Genomic DNA, 18693 nt, shown 5'->3' on the forward strand with positions numbered 1-18693 from the left:
GCGCGCGAGGAAGAGATGCGCAACCCGATCATCATTGCCACCGCCCCCTGCTGCTGGGGTGTCGACGACGTGAAGAACCCCCACTTGCCGCACTGGGAAAAGGTGCTGGACGAGGCGAGGGCGGCCGGCTTCGGTGGTTTGGAGCTCGGGCCTTACGGTTACCTGCCGCTGGATATGGGGCTTGTTTCCGAAGCACTGAACAAGCGCGGGGTCAAGATCGTCGCGGGAACGATCTTCGACGATCTCGTTTCGCTCGCGAACCGCGAGAGCCTTCTTCGCCAGACCGACGAAATCTGCGCGCTGATCACCAACTTGCCCAAACCCGAAACGCTTCCCGGTCAGCGTTTCGAGGCGCCTTACCTGACGGTGATGGACTGGGGCCATGACGAGCGCGACTATGCCGCCGGCCACTCGGACCGCGCTCTCCGTCTCGATGCCGAGGCCTGGGCCGGGATGATCGACAATATCCGGGCGATTGCCCAACTGGCCCGCGACAAATATGGCGTGCGCGCCGCCATCCATCCCCATGCCGGCGGCTATATCGAATTCGCCGACGAGCTTGCCCGCATCGTCGAGGATATCCCCGCTGACCTGGCGGGCCTGTGCCTCGATACCGGCCATATGGACTATTCCGGCATGGACCCGGTGGCGACCCTGCGCCGCTACTGGGATCGCGTCGATTACATCCACTTCAAGGACATCGACGACGCGGTTTACGGCCAAGTCATGCGCGAGCGCATCCGGTTCTTCGATGCCTGCGCCAAGGGCGTCATGTGCCCGATCGGACGCGGCCGCATCGACTATCCCGCCATCCGCGCGCTTCTCACCGAGCTTGGCTATGGCGGCTACATCACCATCGAACAGGAACGCGATCCGCGCAACACCAGCAGCATCCTCGAGGATCTGGCGGCCAGCCGATCTTTCCTGGCCCGCGCCGGTTTCTGATGCGCAAGGAGATTTGAAAGTGAAGACACTCGACGTGATTACCATTGGCCGGTCCTCGGTCGATCTCTATGGCGCGCAGGTTGGCGGACGCCTCGAGGACATGGGATCCTTCAACAAATATATCGGTGGCTCGCCGACCAACATCGCCTGCGGCGCGGCCCGGCTTGGCCTGAAGTCAGGACTCATCACGCGGGTTGGCGACGAGCATATGGGGCGTTTCATCCGGGAGCAGCTTGTCCGTGAGGGCGTCGATGTGGGCGGGGTGGCGATCGATCCGGAGCGGCTGACGGCTCTGGTGCTGCTTGGCATTCGCGACCAGGAACAATTCCCGCTGATCTTTTATCGCGAAAACTGCGCCGATATGGCGCTAAGCGAGAACGACATCGACGAGAGCTACATCTCATCGGCCCGGGCGGTCGTCGTGACCGGCACGCATCTTTCGCATCCGCGCACCGAAGCTGCGGTTCTGAAGGCGCTGGATCTTGCCCGCAGGCACGGGGTTCGCACGGCGCTCGACATCGACTATCGCCCGAATCTGTGGGGCGTCGCCGGCCATGGCGAGGGCGAAAGCCGCTTTGTGGAAAGCGTCAAGGTGACGGCGAAGCTGCAGTCGAGCCTGCATCTGTTTGACCTTATCGTCGGTACCGAAGAAGAATTCCATATCGCCGGCGGCTCGACCGATACGCTCGAAGCCTTGCGCGCCGTGCGCGGCGTTTCTGGCGCAACGCTGATCTGCAAGCGCGGCGCGGCGGGAGCCGCGGCTTTCGAGGGAGCCATTCCGGCCTGCCTGGACAAGGGGCAGACAGGACCAGGTTTCCCGATCGAGGTTTTCAATGTGCTCGGCGCTGGCGACGGCTTCTTCGCCGGGCTGCTGAAGGGCTGGCTCGAGAATGCGGACTGGCCGACGGCCCTCAAATATGCGAACGCCTGCGGCGCCTTTGCTGTGTCCCGTCATGGTTGCACGCCGGCCTATCCGTCGCAGGAGGAACTGGAGTTCTTCCTCGATCGCGGGATCAACCGGCCCGATCTGCGAAACGACAGACAGCTGGAACAAGTCCACTGGTCGACCAACCGCCGACGCAATCACGGCGGTGACTGGTCCGAATACCGTGTCTTCGCTTTCGACCACCGCCTGCAGCTTGAGGAGATGGTCGGCTATACGCCCGAAAAGGGCGGGGCTTTCAAGGAACTCTGCCTTCAGGCAGCCTTGCGGGTTCAGGATGGGCAGCCGGGTTATGGCATCCTGTGCGATAGCCGCATTGGCCGCAAGGCGCTCCATGCCGCGTCGGGGACTGGCCTGTGGATCGGCCGCCCATGCGAATGGCCGGGCTCGCGTCCGCTGACGCTCGAACCGGAACTGGGCAGTGACTACGGCGGCCTTTCGGAATGGGCGCGGGAGAACGTCGTAAAGGTCTTGTGCTTCTGCCACCCGAGCGACGACCCCGAAACACGCGCCGATCAGGAAGCGACGGTCAAGCGGCTGTTCGAGGCATCAAGGCGCAATCAGCTCGAATTCCTGCTGGAGATCATTCCCTCCAAGGTGGGCGGCGTCGACGACGAGACGACCGCCACGCTGATCCGCCAATTCTACGATGCGGGCATTTATCCCGACTGGTGGAAGCTGGAACCGCTGAAGACGCGTAACGCCTGGGCCAATGCCATCGAAGCGATCGAGGAGAACGATCCTCGTACGCGCGGCGTCGTTGTCTTGGGACTCGACGCCCCCGAGGCCGATCTTGCGGCCAGTTTCGAGGTCGCGGCCGGCTTCGGTCTGGTCAGGGGCTTTGCCGTGGGACGCACGATCTTCGGCGATGCGGCACGGGCCTGGCTGAAGGGTGACATTTCTGATGCCGAGGCGGTGACACAAATGGCAGAACGTTACAGACGGCTGTGCGACATCTGGGACAAAGCGCGCAAGGCCGCCCGGAGGAATGCGCAATGATCAAGACGATTAGACTGACTACGGCACAGGCGATGGTTCGCTGGCTCTCGGTGCAGATGACCGAAGAGAGCGAACGCTTCATCGAGGGCGTTTGGGCGATTTTCGGGCACGGCAACGTGGCCGGACTTGGTGAGGCGCTGCATCGCATCGGCGACAAGCTGCCGACCTGGCGCGGCCAGAACGAGCAGACTATGGCGCACGCCGCGATTGCCTATGCCAAAACCAAGAGGCGCAGGCGTGCCCATGCTGTTACCTCCTCCATCGGCCCGGGCGCGACGAACATGCTGACGGCGGCGGCGTTGGCGCACGTCAACCGCCTGCCGGTCCTGTTCATCCCCGGAGACGTGTTCGCCAACCGGCGGCCGGATCCTGTGCTGCAGCAGATCGAGGACTTCGACGACGGCACCGTTTCGGCCAACGACGCCTTCCGCCCCTTGGTGCGCTATTTCGACCGGATCACGCGGCCTGAGCATCTTTTGACCGCGCTGCCGCGTGCGTTATCGGTGATGACCGATCCGGCCAATTGCGGCCCCGTCTGCCTCGCCTTCAGCCAGGATGTTCAGTCGGAAGCCCATGACTATCCGGAGAGCTTCTTTGAGCCCAAAGTGTGGCGTATCCGCCGCCCCGAGCCCGACCCGCGCGAGGTCGACGACATAGCGGCGTTGATCCGGCAGGCCAAAGCGCCAGTGATCGTCTCGGGCGGTGGGGTGCTCTATTCGGGGGCTGAAGATGAATTGGCCGCCTTTGCGCAGAAGCACAACATACCCTTTGTCGAGACCCAGGCCGGCAAGGGAGCCAACTCTTGGGAGGATGCATTCAATTTCGGCTCGCCCGGTGTGACCGGTTCCGAATGCGCCAACCGCCAGTGTGAACAAGCGGACCTGGTCATTGGCGTCGGCACGCGTTTCCAGGATTTCACCACCGGCTCCTGGGCCTTGTTCAAGAACGCCAGCCGCAAACTCGTCTCGATCAACCTGCATGGCTATGATGCCGCCAAGCATGGCGCTGTTCCGTGTGTAGGCGACGCGCGCGTGACCCTTGAGAAGCTCTCAGCACTGCTCGGCGGCCACAAGGCCCCCGCATTCGCCGCGAAGTCGCGGCTTGACTGGCACGAGACGGTGAAACGTGTCACCGCCGCGCCGGAGGGCGCGCCGGGTAATGCCTTGCCCACCGACGCACAGGTGATCGGCGCGGTCCAACGAGTGGCGACCGAGAAGACGGTGGTCATGTGCGCTGCAGGAACGATGCCGGGCGCGCTGCAGGTGCTCTGGCAGTCGGCAAAAGGTGGCTACCATATGGAATACGGCTATTCCTGCATGGGGTACGAGGTAGCAGGTGCCATGGGCATCAAGCTCGCAGCGCCGGACAAGGAAGTCATCTGCTTTGTCGGCGACGGCTCTTACATGATGGCCAATTCCGAGCTCGCCACCGCCGTCATGCGCCGCGTGCCCTTCACCGTGGTGCTCACCGACAACCGCGGTTACGGCTGCATCAACCGCCTCCAGATCGAATGTGGCGGGGCGGAGTTCAACAACATGTACAAGGACTCCAACATCGAGGCGCAGCCGGAGATCGATTTCGTTGCGCATGCCCGGTCGATGGGCGCTCGCGCGGAGAAAGCCGGCAGCATTGCCGAGCTTGAAGCCAAGATCGTCGAAGCGCGCGGTCGCAAGATACCAAGCGTCATCCTGATCGATACCGACGCCGTCCCAGGTACCGGCGCCGGTGGCCACTGGTGGGATGTCGCCGTGCCGCAGGCAGGCGGCCCGGAACGCCTGGAACGGGCGCGTGAGCGCTATAATCAGAATGCTGCAAATCAGCGTGCCTTCGACTAATCCGTGTTGGGCAATTCGGAGGACATGGAATGACCGACCTGCTGCGCAAGCCATTTGGTGCTCATGGAAAGGTTCATGAGATCACCCCAACCAATGTGGGATGGCGCTACGTTGGTTTTTCGCTCTATCGGCTGCGCGCGGGCGAACGTGCGGCCGAAGCGACCGGGGACCGCGAGGCCATTCTCGTGGTCGTCGAGGGAAAAGCCTCGATTACCGCCGCCGGCAAGGATTGGGGTGTGCTGGGCGAGCGGATGAACGTCTTCGAGAGAACCCCGCCGCATTGCCTTTATGTGCCCAACGGCGAGGCGTGGGAAGCTGTGGCACAGACCGATTGCACGATTGCCGTTTGCTCAGCGCCCGGCAAAAGCGGCCATCAGGCACGGAGGATCGGTCCTGAAGGCATCACGCTTACGGAGCGCGGCAAGGGCACGAACACGCGCTACATCAACAACATTGCCATGGAGAACGAGGATTATTGTGACAGCCTTTTGGTGACCGAAGTCTTCACTCCCGCGGGGCACTGGTCGAGCTATCCCAGCCATCGGCATGATGAGGACGATTACCCTCGCATCACCTATCTCGAGGAGACCTACTATCATCGGCTGAATCCCGCCTCCGGCTTTGGCATCCAGCGCGTCTATACCGACGACGGGGTCCTCGACGAAACCATGTCGGTAAAGGATCACGACGTTGTCCTCGTGCCGCGCGGAAACCACCCTTGTGGCGCGCCCCATGGCTTCGAGATGTACTATCTCAACGTCATGGCCGGGCCGCTTCGCAAATGGCGCTTCGTACCTGCGCCGGAGGTGGAATGGATCATGGAGCGCAATGCGAAATGATCAAAAGGGCACTCAATTGATGCCTTGATCGACGGCCTCGCCTCTAACGGAGCAGCTATTCATGCCGATCTTGAAATTTCATCTTTACCAAGGCCGCTCTCCCAATGAGATCGACCAGCTTCTCGATGCCGTCCATGATGTTGTGGTCCAGACATTCGATGTGCCCGCCGCAGATCGCTACCAGATTGTCAACGAACATAGCCCCCTGCATATGAGAGCTCTGGATACGGGGCTTGGCTTTTCTCGAACCGACAAGTTCGTTCTGCTAGAAGTGGTATCGCGCCCGAGAGGGAAAGCCGCAAAAGTCGCATTCTATGAGAACGTGTGTACCGCTCTCCAACAGAAATGCAGTATCGCGGCATCAGACGTGATGGTCTCGTTCACCGAAAATTCCGACGAAGACTGGTCTTTCGGGCATGGTCGGGCACAATTTCTCACGGGCGAACTTTGAGCCTCCTTTGAACTTATTTGTGACAAGACGATGATCTTGATCACGGGGCGAGACCACCGGTTCGACAGCCTCGGGTTGATCGGCTTCAATCACTCCGGCGGGTGTTCGGGCAGATTTTGGGGACTGTAGAGCACGATCGGTACGGTCGATATATAGGGCCGTACAACATGGGTCGCCTCATCAAAACCGAAATGGTTCATCAGAACGTCGAGGGTGAACTATGCCTGCAATTCCGGGCTTTGGTCGATCGTCAGCAACTGCGCGTCGACTAGACGGCGGGCTTCGATATCGAAATGAAGTTCAGGTCGACCTCCTGGCTCCCGAGCCATTCGGCCGCGGTCATTTCCTCCACGGTCATTAGCGTGAACGGCGGGTCCTCTGGCTGGAAACCTTCCGGCCAGTCGATTCCTGCCAGAAGCTTGCCAAGCACGCCGCTCATCACCGCGCGATCTTCCTTCCTGCGGAATTCGGGCGCCAGGACGAACCGGAACCCTACCCGGATGTCTCGGCTATCCCACGACGGGGCTGCGACTACACGGATGAAGTCGATGGACGCGTAGGTCCTGCCCTGCTCGGAATCCTTCCCGTGCGACTTGTGCAGTTTTGTGCGGAGAGCGCGGAGGACGTTGTCTGCGAAAGGATCCGGGAAGGCGAACCTGCTGTACTTGCGCCCGATGGCGTCCGCGAACCTGCTTCTGGCGGCGTCCGTTTCGAATCCTGCAACGCGCGTCAGGCTGGCAAGCAGGGATTTGTGCAAGGTCATAGCTTGGTTCAGGTCCACCACCACCTCGGGCGAAGGCGGGCGCTCCAGCGGCGCGAACGCCGGCGTCGTGCCGCGCCGGACGTTATCGATCAGCCGCTCGCTGGCTTCGACGAGCGGGGCCACAACAACCCACTCCTTGGCAGGTCCCCAGTTCACGATATCGCAGGTTTGGGTGATGACCGCGAAACCCAACGCGTCGCCCGCAGCCGGAAGCAGGTCGCCGTTCTCGATCCCGTCGACCACGACTACCTGCCTCACGTCCAGGCAGTAATCTCCCTGCTGCCACGAACGCAGACGTTCAGCCCATTCGGGAGCCGCGGCTTCTGCGTCCGGGATCATGCGTGGGGGTCACCCTTTCCTCAGTTGAAGACGCTTGAAGGTCTGCGGCTTGGCGCGAACGCTCCCAGTGTCATCGGCGCCGCCGGAACGTGCAAGGCGGGCGAACCAGTGGTCCTCCGGATTCGGCGCGGCCACCTCTGCCTTGCCCCAGTTCGCGTCCGGCCGTCCGGCGCCCCGTCCGGCGTAGGCTCTGACTTCGTCGAAACGCTCCTGCGAAAGGAGCTCGGCGACAGTCGTCCCGTCGCAGGCCATGTCCATCACCGCTCGGTTCTCTTCCGAGTTTCCGCGGTCGACAAACCGGAGGGTCGCATGAAGGCGGGCCAGCCGCTCCCGGTTGCCGTCGGCGATCGCCTCGCCGTTCATCCAGCGGTGGAGAGCTTGGCGGGTGCAGCCGAGCAGCCCGGCCAGCTGTTCCCATCCGCAGCCCGTTAGCCGCTTGATCTCGGCAAGCTGTCCCGGAACATCGAGCTGCTGCCCTTGTTCATTTTCGACCGGGGCCACTTCAAGCGTGCGGTCGATCGCGCTCGCCGAGGTACGGATGCGCCATGGCGACGCGATCGATCCTGCCGAACGCATCGTGCGGGTGGGGACATTGGTCGTGCCGCCGCGGCCGGCGGTGTAATCCGCGTCCGCTCGGGCGAAATGGAAGAAGGCCACGGCCAGATCGTAAGGATCGGACCCCATTTGCCGCTCTTCTCGCGTCACCGGATAAAACATCGGCGGCAGGTCGGGCGCTACAACGATCATCCTGTCACTCCTCCAAACGTTTCGAGGAACTTCCTGGTCACCGCCCACCGGAAGAACGCGTAGGATCGTGCAGCCAGCCCGAAGGCGGCGTCACGAATCAAGTCCGCTTCGAACCGGACAGGCGATGATTGATGGTCGGCAAACGTATCCAGGTCAAGGAACCAGGAAGCCTCCTTGATCGGCGGCATCACGTCAGGGTCATGTGAGCCACGCGCCGGCAGCATCCCCCACCTTGCCAGCATCTGCCCCTCTTGCACGCTGCACAGGATCTCGGAAACCGAATGGACCATGCTGTTGCCGATCGCCGTGCCCGAGACGGCCATCATTTCCGTTCTGAGCATGCCGTCGAACACGAACCCCTCCGTCAGCGGGACGCGGTCCACATAGCGCATCCCCATGCGCGTGACGTGCGTAGGTTTCAGGCTCCTGTGCAAGGCGGTCACAACCTTGCCGAGTCGTTCGATGAAGTCGGCCCGAGACACGTACTTTCTGGTTTCCAGGGTCAGGAAAGTCGATGTCAGGGTGACGCGCCAGGTGGCCGTTTCGTCGATGAAACGCCAGATGACCTCGTCAGCTGCAGCGACGGTGCCGACGTGCTGGTCGAACGCAACGGTTTTCAGCCGTTCGTCGGCCAGCAGGGGGTAGTCCTCCCTTACCAGTTCCTGGAAACCGGCGATGAAGGGCTTCTGCTGGATAGACACTATTTCCGGGAACCGCACTTGGTACATCACCGTGACCAACGGGGCGGCGGGAAGCGGAATCTCCTCAGGGCCCGCTCCGAAGAGCGGATTGAAATCACGGTCTGTCATTGCGGCTGCTCCTGTCCCCTGTGGGAACCATATACCAATGTAAAATAGAGCGTAAAGCAGAAAGTTCCAAACTCGCTTGCTCAATCGCGGCGTGAAGGCGGCGCTCCATACGGAAGCCCACTCGTTTCTCTCGACCGGGCGCGACGTCGACCTGTTCATGCTGCTCACCGATCCGGTCTTTGTCGGCCTCTGCCCGGATGCGGCGCACCTGGTCGTTGCTGGATGCGAGCCGGTGTCGTTGATGCAGCGCCACATCGAGCGGGTGGCGATCGCCCACTGGAAGAACGCCACCGGCCCGATGCCGGTCGACACGAAGATCGATGCGACGATCCATCAGCGCCACAAGCCCTATTTTTGCCGATTGGGCGCCGGCAGAGTCGACTGGCAGGCGTGGGCACGTGTTTATCGCGACAATCCGTTGGAGCGCTGGGCTCTGCTTGAATTGGACGATATCAAAGCCGTCGAAGTGACGCTCGACGCCATCGATGAAGACACGGCGGGTGACCCTCTGGTCTCAGCGCAGGCCCGCGACGTCGCCGCGGCGGTTGCCGAGCCAAAGCGCCAAACCATAGCAAGTGTGCGCTGGGGTGCCGAGCGGCCAACGGTCTTCGAATTGCGCCATCGCTTCGGGCGGCCAGGCCTTCCAGCCGGCATAGGCGGGTCGCCACTCGACCGCTGGTGTTGGGTCGATTTCGATCCAGTCTTGCCGCGGTGCGACAAGCTTGCGTATGCCCACTAACAGATGCTTGGCCTTGTGGGGCGTGGCGATGAAGCGGCCAAGAAGCTCTTCAACGTGGATGCGCCTAAGATTCTTAACTGGTACGTCGCGCCAGACGAGCGGGTGATCAGCGGCCACCCGCAGTTCTAAAAATTCTTCGATCAGCCGGGAGCCTTGGGGACTTTCCGGCCCTCGACAGCTGCTTGGTACGCGTCCTCCGGGTTGATTAGGCGCTGGCAGACAAACAACACGCTCCTTCGTCCGATAGCGCCAGCGAAGTCTTCCATGGCGATCGGTATAAGAGGAGAGGGAGTGGGCATCTTTCGATTTCACACCTACAGTGCCGAAAACATTGGTCTTTCGCGGCGCTCGTTGCGCAGTTTGTTACACAACACCTTATAGGGCGGCGAGAACCGCTTGTTCTGGCCCCCGGCAACCCATCGCCCCCCGATCTTCACCAGTTTAGGGGGGTGATTCACAAAACCGCCGTTCTGAGAAGAGGCGCGGAGACCAAATCACCCACGGGCATCAGAACGGTCTACGTCTCGCGCCCGTTTCTCCGGCGACCGACCCCATGTTGATCTGTCTAATGCTGCGAACGGAATCAGCAAGCCGGGCGCCGAATTCAGGTGTCTAAAACGACGACATCGCTGGCTTGCCAGTTAAGCGAAACCCGTTGGCCGATCTGTGGAAGCGAATGATGCCGCGGCTGTACCTTGGCCACGATCTCATGCCCCGCCACGTCGACGATGAAACGGGTCGTTTCACCGAGATACACTGTCTCGCGAACGATGCCCGAAATGTCCCCCTCGACGGGATCGACGGACATCTCCACGTGCTCGGGCCTTATCATGATCAAGCAGGGTCCATCCGGCGTCGACCTATTGGCTGCCGCGATGCGCAAGCCATGATACTTGACGGTGCCGTTTTCGGACAGGCATTCAAGCATGTTCGATTCGCCGACAAAGCTCGCCACGAACCGATTTCTCGGCCTTTGATACAGTTCATGCGGCGGGGAAATCTGTTCTATTCCGCCGTCCCTCATCACGACCACACGATCCGATAAGACAAGCGCCTCGTCTTGGTCGTGCGTGACGAACAGCACCGTCATCTTGAACTGCTGCTGGATGCGTTTGATCTCAAGCTTGAGCTGTTCGCGCAGGCTGCGATCGAGCGCGCCGAGCGGCTCGTCCATAAGGAGCACCTGCGGGTCGAAGACGATTGCGCGGGCCAGTGCGACGCGTTGCTGCTGTCCGCCCGAAAGCTCACGCGGATAGCGCGCCGCCAGATTTTCGAGACGCGTCACCGCGAGGACGTCGGCGACCCGCCGCCGTACCTCGTCGTCCGCCATCTCCCGCACGCGCAACGGAAAAGCGACATTCTCCGCAACGCTCATGTGAGGAAAGAGCGCATAGTTTTGGAAGACCATCCCGATGCCACGGCGGTGGGGTGGTTGGGCAATCGCAGACGTCCCGCCGATCAGGATGTCGCCGGATGTCGGCTTGTCGAAGCCTGCAAGCAATTTGAGCATCGTCGATTTGCCTGAACCCGACGGACCCAGCAGTGTCGTGAACTCGCCGGGGGCAATCGTCAGGCTCACCGAGCGCAATGCGTGAACATTGGCTCCATAGCGCCGCGACACGTTGCGGAATTCGACGGAAGTGCTCATGCTTCTTGTCCTTCCCGTTCGGATTGGACTTTGCGTGTGCCGGCAAGGAACGCTCTGATCTGAGAGCCCCCGACGACGAGGATGACAACGGTGACGATGATGCTCGATGCGGCGCTCATCGTCGGATCCAGCTGGATGCGAATGTCGCTCCACATCTTGATGGGTAGCGTCGGCGCCTGTCGACCAAGAAGGAACAGGGTGATCAGCAGTTCGTCAAAGGACTGCAGAAATGACATCAGCCACGCGGCCAGGAGAGCCGGTGACAGTATTGGTACGACGATTTTCCAAAACACCCGTGCTGGGCCGGCGCCGAGCGTCGCGGCCGCAGATTCTATGTTGCGGTCGAGCCCCCGCACGGCTGCGACCAGAATGATCACCGCATAAGGCGCACAGTAGAGCAAATGTCCGATCACAAGACCGGCAAAGGACCCGATCAGCCCCAGCTTGCCGAGCGAAACGTATAGGCCGAGCGCCAGGATGATGACCGGCAGCAGCAGCGGCGCCAGAATGAACAGGAAGATTTCACGTTTCGCCCCCATTCGCCCTCGCACGAGGGCAAATGCGGCCGTTCCACCGATGATCACGGACAGGCAAGCAACCACCGTTGCCAGTTTCAGACTCTGGAAGAGGGCTATTCGCCATTCCGGGTCCATCATGAAGTTCCGGTACCAACGGAGCGAAAAACCTGGCGGCGGGTAAACGAGAAACGGCGAGGAGCTGAATGACAGCAGATAGGCGATCAAAAGCGGAGCGAGAAGAAAAGCGATGACGAGCAGAAGATAGGCCCACAACAATATGCGAGCGAAACAGGACGATCGTCCGAATGCGGCGTAGAGGGCATCCTCCAGGCGCAGAAGGAGCCAGCGGAAAGGTCTCGTCACTTTGCCGGATCGGGCGCGGATGAGCAGCTTGTCCGAAAATCCCGGACGCCGGTGGCTTTCCTGAAGGGCCCACATCTGCTCGATGGGCACGAACAGGTTCGACAATGCGAGCATCGCTATCGTGACTGTGAGAAGGCAAATGGCAACAGCGTAACCGGTCTGAAAATCGAGCAGCGTCGTCAGTTGCGTGACGACAAGCTGGGAAATCATGGTGTCCGACGGCCCGCCGAGAAGCACCGGCGTGATGTAGAAGCCGATCGAAATGATGAAGATCAGCACCGCGGCGGAGATGATAGCGGGCAGGCTCATCGGCAGGTAGACCCGCATGAACGCGCGGACGGGATGCGCGCCGAGTACTTGCGATGCCTTTTGCAAGGAACGGTCGAGTTGCGACATGCTGGCATAGAGAATGAACACAGCGGTTGGCATCAGGACATGGACCAGGCCAATGTAAACGGCCGCGCTCGTCCCCAGAATTTGCAGCGGCCTGTCAATCAAGCCGAAGTCCATAAGCAGCGTGTTGAGCACACCGCGCCGCCCGAGGATCACCATCCATCCATACGTACGGATCAAGAAGGCGGTGAAAAGCGGCACGAGAAGAGCGATACTGAACAATGCTGCCTTGCGCCGTTCGAGCGTCGTCATGAAATATGCGACGGGATAGCCGAGCAAGACGCATACAGTGGTGGTGACCACGCCGATTCGCAGGCTACGAAGCAAGACGTCAGCATAAAGGGGGTCGGTCAGAATTGCCCGGTAGCGGCTGAAGTCGAGTGCTGCGCCATTGATGCTTCCCCATAGTGCCCCCAGGAGTGGCAGCAGAAGGAACGCGCCGATCAGAACCAGAATGGGCGCGAGTTGGGCAAACGGCACCAGCAGTCGTGGATCATGTCGGGAACCGGTGCCCTCACGTGTCACGGGCCCGCTCATCTCTTCGCGGAGTTCCTGCACTGCAGCCATCGGCCTCCCTCTCGACACGAGCACATCTTCGCCAAGCGACCCGGTGTTCCTTTCCATCCATTGTGTCAGGCATTTTCTTATGCACAAATATCAATTTTTCGCCCGTAACATTCACCTGCGATATGGAAACGCCGGATGCAGATATCGCTGCGCCACATCGAAGTCTTTCATGCCGTCATGAATGCCGGCAGCCTGACCAAGGCGGCTGAGGTCATGCACACGTCGCAACCGACACTCAGCCGCGAACTGGCCACGCTTGAGCGTCTGCTCGGGTTTACGCTTTTCGAAAGGCGTTCGAGGCGTCTCTTCGCAACGGAAAAGGCGTTGCTCTTCCACGACGAGGTCCAGCGATCCTATGTCGGCCTCCAGCAACTGGTCGAATCGGCCCGCGCCATTCGCGACGACACGAACTCGCATGTGCAAATCGCCTGTCTGCCGCTTTTTGCGCAGACACTTCTGCCGCGCATGTCCAAGCGCTTTCTTCAGGCTGAGCCGTCCTGTCGGCTTGGTTGTTGCTCGCTCGACCATTCGCTGCTTATGCGCGAGCTGCTCGATCTGCGCCACGAACTCGGGGTGATCGAAGTCGGTGTCTCCATCGATGGGGTGGAAGTGGAGGAGGTGACGGTGGGCGAGGAGGTCTGCGTTCTTCCAGCCGGCCACCCCTTGGCGGCACGCGAGGTCATAGCCCCTGGCGATCTGGATGGGGAAGATCTGATAAGCTATGCTTCAAGCGATCCCTATCGCAAGCGCTTCCATGGCCTTTTCATGGATCCACGCTTCTCTCAGCATGTCCGCCTGGAGGTCACCACCGCAGAGGCCATTTGCGCGTTCGTGCTGCAAGGAATCGGTGTCGCCCTCGTCAACCCGATCAGCGCGCGGGCTTATCGCGATCGGGGTCTCGTGGTCCGCCCGCTGTCGATCTCAATCCCGTTTGTCGTTGGAATTTGCCGTCCGCAAGGGCGGCCGATGACGCCGCTCGCAGCGGTCGCGGCACGCCTTCTGGTCGAGGAATGCCGGGAAATGGCGGACGAACTCTCGGTGCCCGGAGTCTGGACGAGCGACAGGTAGCAGGCCGACAGACAGGCTCGGGCATTCATATCAGAAACGAATAGTGCGTCGAAAAAATACGCATTTTTATTGCAATTTGCGATCTGGAATAATGCTTCCAACCCGGAACTCGGAAACGATGGAAGCTGCCGGCAATGACGATCGCCAATTTCGACGGTATCGACGCACCGAAAAGACTTCAGACCCCTGAAGAAAAAAACTTGGCGGAGAAAGGAGGCTTCCTACAGGTTGAGGACGTCGATCTCCGCGAACTCTGCGAACTTGTCGGGACGCCAGCCTATGTCTATTCGTCGACAGCCATCGTCGACGCGTACCGATCCTTCGAGGACGCATTCGGCCGCAACCGAATTGCCATCTGTTTCGCGGTGAAGGCAAACAGCAATCTCTCGATCCTTTCGCTGCTGCGAAGCCTCGGCAGCGGCATGGACATCGTCTCCGGTGGCGAACTGGCCAGGGCATTGTCCGCTGGCGTCCCGGGCGAACGAATCGTCTTTTCGGGTGTCGGAAAGACGGCCGCCGAAATCCGGCAGGCCCTCGACGCCCGTATCCACCAGTTCAACGTCGAATCGGCTGCGGAGCTCCAATTGATCGCGGCCTTGGCGGCTGAACGGAAGGTGCGCGCGCCGGTAAGCCTTCGCGTCAATCCTGACGTGGACGCCCTGACTCATGCCAAGATCTCCACCGGCCGGAAGGGCGACAAGTTCGGCATAGCGATGGAAGACGTGGCGAGGCTCTATGCCGATGCGGCGGCCGACGCCCGGCTGGACCCGGTAGGGCTCGCTGTTCATATCGGTTCGCAGATCACCGAGCTGTCGCCTTACCAGTCCGCCTACAGCCGGCTCAGAGGCTTGGTTGGAGAGCTGCGCGCCGCTGGCCTGCCCATCCGTCGGCTGGATCTGGGCGGCGGGCTCGGCATCAGCTATGGCGGGAATACCAGCGCGCCGAGTCTTGCGGCATATGCCGATATCGTGTGTCGCACGGTGGGAGACCTGGGCCTTGAACTGACGATCGAACCCGGCAGGCGGATCGTGGGCGAGGCTGGTGTTCTGGTCACCGAGGTCCTCACCGTCAAACACGGCGAAGATGCCGATATCGTCATCATCGACGCCGGCATGAACGACCTCGCTCGTCCGGCGCTATATGGGGCCGTCCACCCCGTCTCCTTGCTCGTCGGGCGCCCGGGCCTGAAGCGGCCGTGTCGCATTTTCGGGCCGGTTTGCGAGAGCGCGGATTTCTTCGGATGCTACGCTGATCTCCCCCCGTTGATGCAGGGAGACCGGCTCGTTTTGCATGCAGCCGGAGCGTATGGCGCGTCGATGGCGTCGAACTACAACACCCGCCCGCTCGCTCCCGAAGTGCTCGTCAAAGGAGACAGCTATGCCGTGGTTCGCCGCCGGCAGAGCATCGCCGACATGCTGGTCCTCGAGAAGGATGCGGGATGGTTTGCTGCTTCCGGCCGGCGGAAAGGCGACGCTCTGTCCGGGATTGTCTCCAGATGAGCCATGCAGCCTTCCTGTCAGCAACGCCAGACGGCATCGGCGCTGCAAGCCATCCCTTCATCAAGATGCACGGTTTGCAGAATTGCTTCGCCGTCCTCGATTTCCGCAAACGCGCCAGCACGCCGCAGCCGGAGGACATCGTGCGGCTATGCGACCCGCGAGTGGGAATCGGCGCCGATCAGCTGATTGTCATTCAGCATCCGTCGGATAAAGGCCGGGCCGCCGGTGCGGCGGCATTCATGCGGATCTACAACATTGATGGACGCGAAGTTTCCGCTTGCGGAAACGCAACACGTTGCGTGGCCTACCTGCTGATGGAGGAGGCGGGCGTGCGATGGGTGCGGATCGAGACTTCTGCCGGTATCCTCCGCTGCCGCCTGGCGGGGGCGATGCAGGTGAGTGTCGAACTGGGGCCAGTCAGCCTCGACTGGCGCAAGATACCGCTCGCCCGTGAAGCGGACACACTCGATCTGCCGGTCGAAAGCGGCCCGCTCAAGCACGGAGTCGGCATCAATATCGGCAATCCGCATGCGGTTTTCTTCGTTCGCGGTTTGGATCGCGCGGAGTTTGCCCGGCACGCAGCGGTTGTCCAGAATGATCACCTCTTTCCGCAAGGCGCGAACGTCGAAGCAGTTGAAGTTCTGGACGACCGAACGATACGCCTCAGCATCTGGGAGCGTCCCGGCCTTCTGACCGAAGCCTGCGGCACGGGCGCATGCGCCGCTGCCTTCGCGGCCAGGCGACGCGGGCTGATCCACAGCGATGATGTCCAGGTACAGATGCCAGGCGGTACCCTGACCGTAAGGTTGGATGGGGACACGACAACGATGACCGGACCGGTCGCGTTCTGTTGTCATGGATTTGTCGACCTTAACGCCGATCCGCCCGCCAATGCGCCGAACGGCCAACGTATTCCTAACCACTGAAAAGAAAAGGGGAACAACATGAAGTACCGAATATTGTGCGCAGGTCTGCTTCTGGCGTCGACCATTGCGGCCAGCGCCGACGACGTCCTCCCGGCCAATCTGAAAGGCGCCGGAGAGGTCGTGATCACGTCCGGCGGCGGGACCTGGGAACAAGCCCAGAAAAATGCCTTCTTCGATCCTTTCACGCGAGACACCGGGATCAAGGTTGTGCTGGTTCCCGAGGACCACGCCAAGCTGCTCGCATCGGTGAAGATGGGACAACCGGAAGCCGACATCACGTCCCTGCCGGGCGGCATGTTAGGGGGCTTCGTCAACAAGCAGGCCGTGGAGAAGATGGATTATGGCTTCTTCACCCCGGCAACGCTGGAAAATATCCCCGAGAAACTGCGCGGCGAATACGGCGTCGGCGCTCTCCTCTATTCGGTTGGCGTCGCCTACACGACCACGAAATATCCGGACGCGGGCGCGGCGCCGAAGAACTGGAAGGACTTCTATGACCTCACCGGCTTTCCGGGTACGCGCTCGCTTCCCAAATGCGAGAAAATGATTGATGGCGGGCTGCTCGAAGGCGCGCTGATGGGCGATGGCGTGGCGCCCGACAAGGTCTATCCCATCGACATGGACCGCGCATTCGCCAAGATCGCCAAGATCAAGGACGATGTCGGCCGCTGGTGGATCGCCGGCGCCGATGCCCCGCAAAGCCTCATAGACGGTGAGGTCGACATCGCCGACGCCTATAACGGCCGGATCTACGCGGCGAAGGCTCAGGGCGCTCCGCTCGCATTTTCATGGGACCAGTCGCTGCTTCAATACGACTATTGGGTCATCATGAAAGGCTCGCCTAACAAGGAGAATGCGGCAAAGTTCCTCGCCTATATCTCGCGTGCCGAACCGCAGGCGGCCTTTGCCAAGGCGATTGGCTACGGACCGATCAACAAGAAGTCCTTCGACCTTCTGCCGGAAACGCTGACGAGCGTGCTTCCGGGATCACCGAAACTGGCGAAACAGCAATTGTTCCAGGATTACGCCTGGTGGAACCAGACCGGAGCGAATGGACGGACAAACTGGGATGTCGCCCTGGAACGCTGCGTCAAGCTGCTGTCGCAATAAATAACCCGAAACAAGCAGGTCATCCGCCTTTTTTGCGGTGGGGCATGGCATGCCCCACCGTGATTGGCAAGCCGTGCATGGAGCCTGGCAAATGGTATACGAGCCAAACCTCTGGGAAAGCGGCGTCGTGAAGGACCTGATGCGCTTCTCTCACCCCAAACTCGCCGATTTCGCTTGGCCGCATTGCGAAATAAGAGGGGCCCGGCCCGGCCCGCGGCTTTGCATATCGGCGGGTGTTCACGTCAATGAGGTCTCAGCGATCGAGGCGGCCGTTCGCCTACAAAAGCTGTTCCGGCCGCAGGCGCTCGCCGGATCCGTGTCGATTATTCCGCTCCTCAACCAGCCTGCACGTTTCCACTACAGCGAATATGTCTGTCCGCTTGACGGCAAGAATATCAACTTCACCTTCCCGGGTCGGCCCGATGGAACGTTTTCGGATCTCCTTTGCCAAGCTGTGATGAACGAATGGACGGCCGGCGCGGACTGCTATGTGGACCTCCATGGCGGAGATCTTCGCGAGAATGTCTGCAGGTACTCGATCTATCAACGGACCGGCGATGAAGCCTTCGATGCCCACGCGCGTGCGCTGGCACGGTGCTTCGACGCGCAGGTGATCTTGGGATTGCCGCCTGCCAGCATGCTGCATCCGGGCAGGCCTCCAACCGGCTTCGCCCGCGACGGGCGGTATGCCGTAATGTCGGAGGCCGGATCGCACGGTCTCGTTGAGGAGAGCTGTGTCGAATTTCACGTGAACGGCGTTCTCAATATAGCCCGGTATCTCGGCATGATCGACGAGCCGAGCGAGCCTTTCAGGAACACTCGGAATGCCTGCAACGACAATATTTGGGTGGAAGCGCCAGCCGATGGCGAATTCTTCGCCAACATCGAGCCCGGAGACCGTGTAGCGCGGAACCAGCTTTTGGGCGGCGTCCGCGATCTCTTCGGTGAACCGGTGGCCGAGCTGCGGTCGCCGGCCGACGGAATTGTGTTGTGGCGTATGACCCATCCAACCCTCCGCAAGGGGATGTGGGCGTTGGCGATCGCCACGGAGGAGCCCGCGGTCTGATCCTTCGACGGAGTCACCGGCGGAGGTATGCTGAATGGTCGGAGCGGGCGGAGGGATTGATTGCGCAGCTCGCAGTCACTGCCATCGTCAGGAACCCTGGCCATGCGGCTTGAACAGGCGCTTCAG

Annotated in this window: 15 protein-coding genes and 1 pseudogene; 11 read left to right on the forward strand and 5 right to left on the reverse strand. The window is 61.1% G+C overall.

Going from position 1 to position 18693, the window contains the following annotated elements:
- The first annotated feature begins 15 nt into the window (after window positions 1-15).
- The 5 genes from RFN28_RS15375 to RFN28_RS15395 all read left to right on the forward strand — a co-directional run bounded on the left by RFN28_RS15375 (window position 16) and on the right by RFN28_RS15395 (window position 6012).
- Window positions 16-945, forward strand: a complete 930-nt coding sequence (locus tag RFN28_RS15375) for a TIM barrel protein (RefSeq protein ID WP_320288171.1) — start codon at window positions 16-18, stop codon at window positions 943-945.
- Between the two features lie 19 nt (window positions 946-964).
- Window positions 965-2887, forward strand: a complete 1923-nt coding sequence (locus tag RFN28_RS15380; protein ID WP_320288172.1) for a bifunctional 5-dehydro-2-deoxygluconokinase/5-dehydro-2-deoxyphosphogluconate aldolase — start codon at window positions 965-967, stop codon at window positions 2885-2887.
- The gene (gene iolD / locus RFN28_RS15385; protein ID WP_320288173.1) at window positions 2884-4722 is read left to right on the forward strand and encodes a 3D-(3,5/4)-trihydroxycyclohexane-1,2-dione acylhydrolase (decyclizing); all 1839 of its coding nucleotides are present in this window, start codon (window positions 2884-2886) and stop codon (window positions 4720-4722) included. Before RFN28_RS15380 ends, iolD begins: the two co-directional genes overlap by 4 nt.
- 29 nt (window positions 4723-4751) lie before the next feature.
- A complete protein-coding gene (gene iolB / locus RFN28_RS15390; protein ID WP_320288174.1) occupies window positions 4752-5561 on the forward strand; it encodes a 5-deoxy-glucuronate isomerase in 810 nt (269 codons plus the stop codon).
- A gap of 61 nt (window positions 5562-5622) precedes the next feature.
- Window positions 5623-6012, forward strand: a complete 390-nt coding sequence (locus RFN28_RS15395) for a tautomerase family protein (RefSeq protein WP_320288175.1) — start codon at window positions 5623-5625, stop codon at window positions 6010-6012.
- 268 nt (window positions 6013-6280) lie between these two features.
- Here the strand turns inward: RFN28_RS15395 and RFN28_RS15400 are convergent, their stop codons facing one another.
- The 3 genes from RFN28_RS15400 to RFN28_RS15410 are packed head-to-tail and all read right to left on the reverse strand — an operon-like array spanning window position 6281 to window position 8670.
- Window positions 6281-7114: a hypothetical protein gene (locus RFN28_RS15400; RefSeq protein WP_320288176.1), complete on the reverse strand. Its 834-nt coding sequence runs from the start codon at window positions 7112-7114 to the stop codon at window positions 6281-6283.
- A gap of 9 nt (window positions 7115-7123) precedes the next feature.
- Complete coding sequence (locus tag RFN28_RS15405) at window positions 7124-7831, reverse strand: hypothetical protein (RefSeq protein ID WP_320288177.1); 708 nt, start codon at window positions 7829-7831, stop codon at window positions 7124-7126.
- Between the two features lie 26 nt (window positions 7832-7857).
- Window positions 7858-8670 carry a TIGR04255 family protein gene (locus RFN28_RS15410; RefSeq protein WP_320288178.1) on the reverse strand — a complete coding sequence of 271 codons (813 nt, stop codon included), beginning with the start codon at window positions 8668-8670 and terminating at the stop codon, window positions 7858-7860.
- A 76-nt stretch (window positions 8671-8746) separates the two neighbouring features.
- On the opposite strand from RFN28_RS15410, the pseudogene RFN28_RS15415 reads away from it, so the two are divergent.
- Window positions 8747-9118, forward strand: a pseudogene (locus RFN28_RS15415) (sugar phosphate isomerase/epimerase family protein); the annotation flags it as partial.
- Window positions 9119-10013: 895 nt separating this feature from the next.
- Here the strand turns inward: RFN28_RS15415 and RFN28_RS15420 are convergent.
- Together RFN28_RS15420 and RFN28_RS15425 are read right to left on the reverse strand one after the other, a co-directional pair.
- Complete coding sequence (locus RFN28_RS15420; RefSeq protein WP_320288179.1) at window positions 10014-11057, reverse strand: ABC transporter ATP-binding protein; 1044 nt, start codon at window positions 11055-11057, stop codon at window positions 10014-10016.
- Window positions 11054-12898, reverse strand: coding sequence for an ABC transporter permease subunit (locus RFN28_RS15425; RefSeq protein WP_320288180.1), 1845 nt, complete (start codon window positions 12896-12898; stop codon window positions 11054-11056). Before RFN28_RS15425 ends, RFN28_RS15420 begins: the two co-directional genes overlap by 4 nt.
- 135 nt (window positions 12899-13033) lie before the next feature.
- On the opposite strand from RFN28_RS15425, the gene RFN28_RS15430 reads away from it, so the two are divergent.
- The 5 genes from RFN28_RS15430 (at window position 13034) to RFN28_RS15450 (ending at window position 18567) form a co-directional block, all read left to right on the forward strand.
- Window positions 13034-13966 carry a LysR family transcriptional regulator gene (locus tag RFN28_RS15430; protein ID WP_320288181.1) on the forward strand — a complete coding sequence of 311 codons (933 nt, stop codon included), beginning with the start codon at window positions 13034-13036 and terminating at the stop codon, window positions 13964-13966.
- Between the two features lie 134 nt (window positions 13967-14100).
- Window positions 14101-15465 (forward strand): diaminopimelate decarboxylase, encoded by a 1365-nt coding sequence (lysA, locus tag RFN28_RS15435; RefSeq protein ID WP_320288182.1) that lies wholly within the window; start codon window positions 14101-14103, stop codon window positions 15463-15465.
- On the forward strand, window positions 15462-16391 hold the full coding sequence (gene dapF, locus RFN28_RS15440) for a diaminopimelate epimerase (RefSeq protein WP_320288183.1): 930 nt from the start codon (window positions 15462-15464) through the stop codon (window positions 16389-16391). The genes lysA and dapF overlap by 4 nt, the downstream gene beginning before the upstream one ends.
- Window positions 16392-16409: 18 nt before the next feature.
- Window positions 16410-17501: a polyamine ABC transporter substrate-binding protein gene (locus RFN28_RS15445; protein ID WP_320288184.1), complete on the forward strand. Its 1092-nt coding sequence runs from the start codon at window positions 16410-16412 to the stop codon at window positions 17499-17501.
- A gap of 127 nt (window positions 17502-17628) precedes the next feature.
- Window positions 17629-18567: a M14 family metallopeptidase gene (locus RFN28_RS15450; RefSeq protein ID WP_320288185.1), complete on the forward strand. Its 939-nt coding sequence runs from the start codon at window positions 17629-17631 to the stop codon at window positions 18565-18567.
- The last annotated feature ends 126 nt before the right edge of the window (window positions 18568-18693 follow it).

The organism is Mesorhizobium album, from assembly GCF_033977205.1.
Taxonomy (GTDB): domain Bacteria; phylum Pseudomonadota; class Alphaproteobacteria; order Rhizobiales; family Rhizobiaceae; genus Mesorhizobium; species Mesorhizobium album.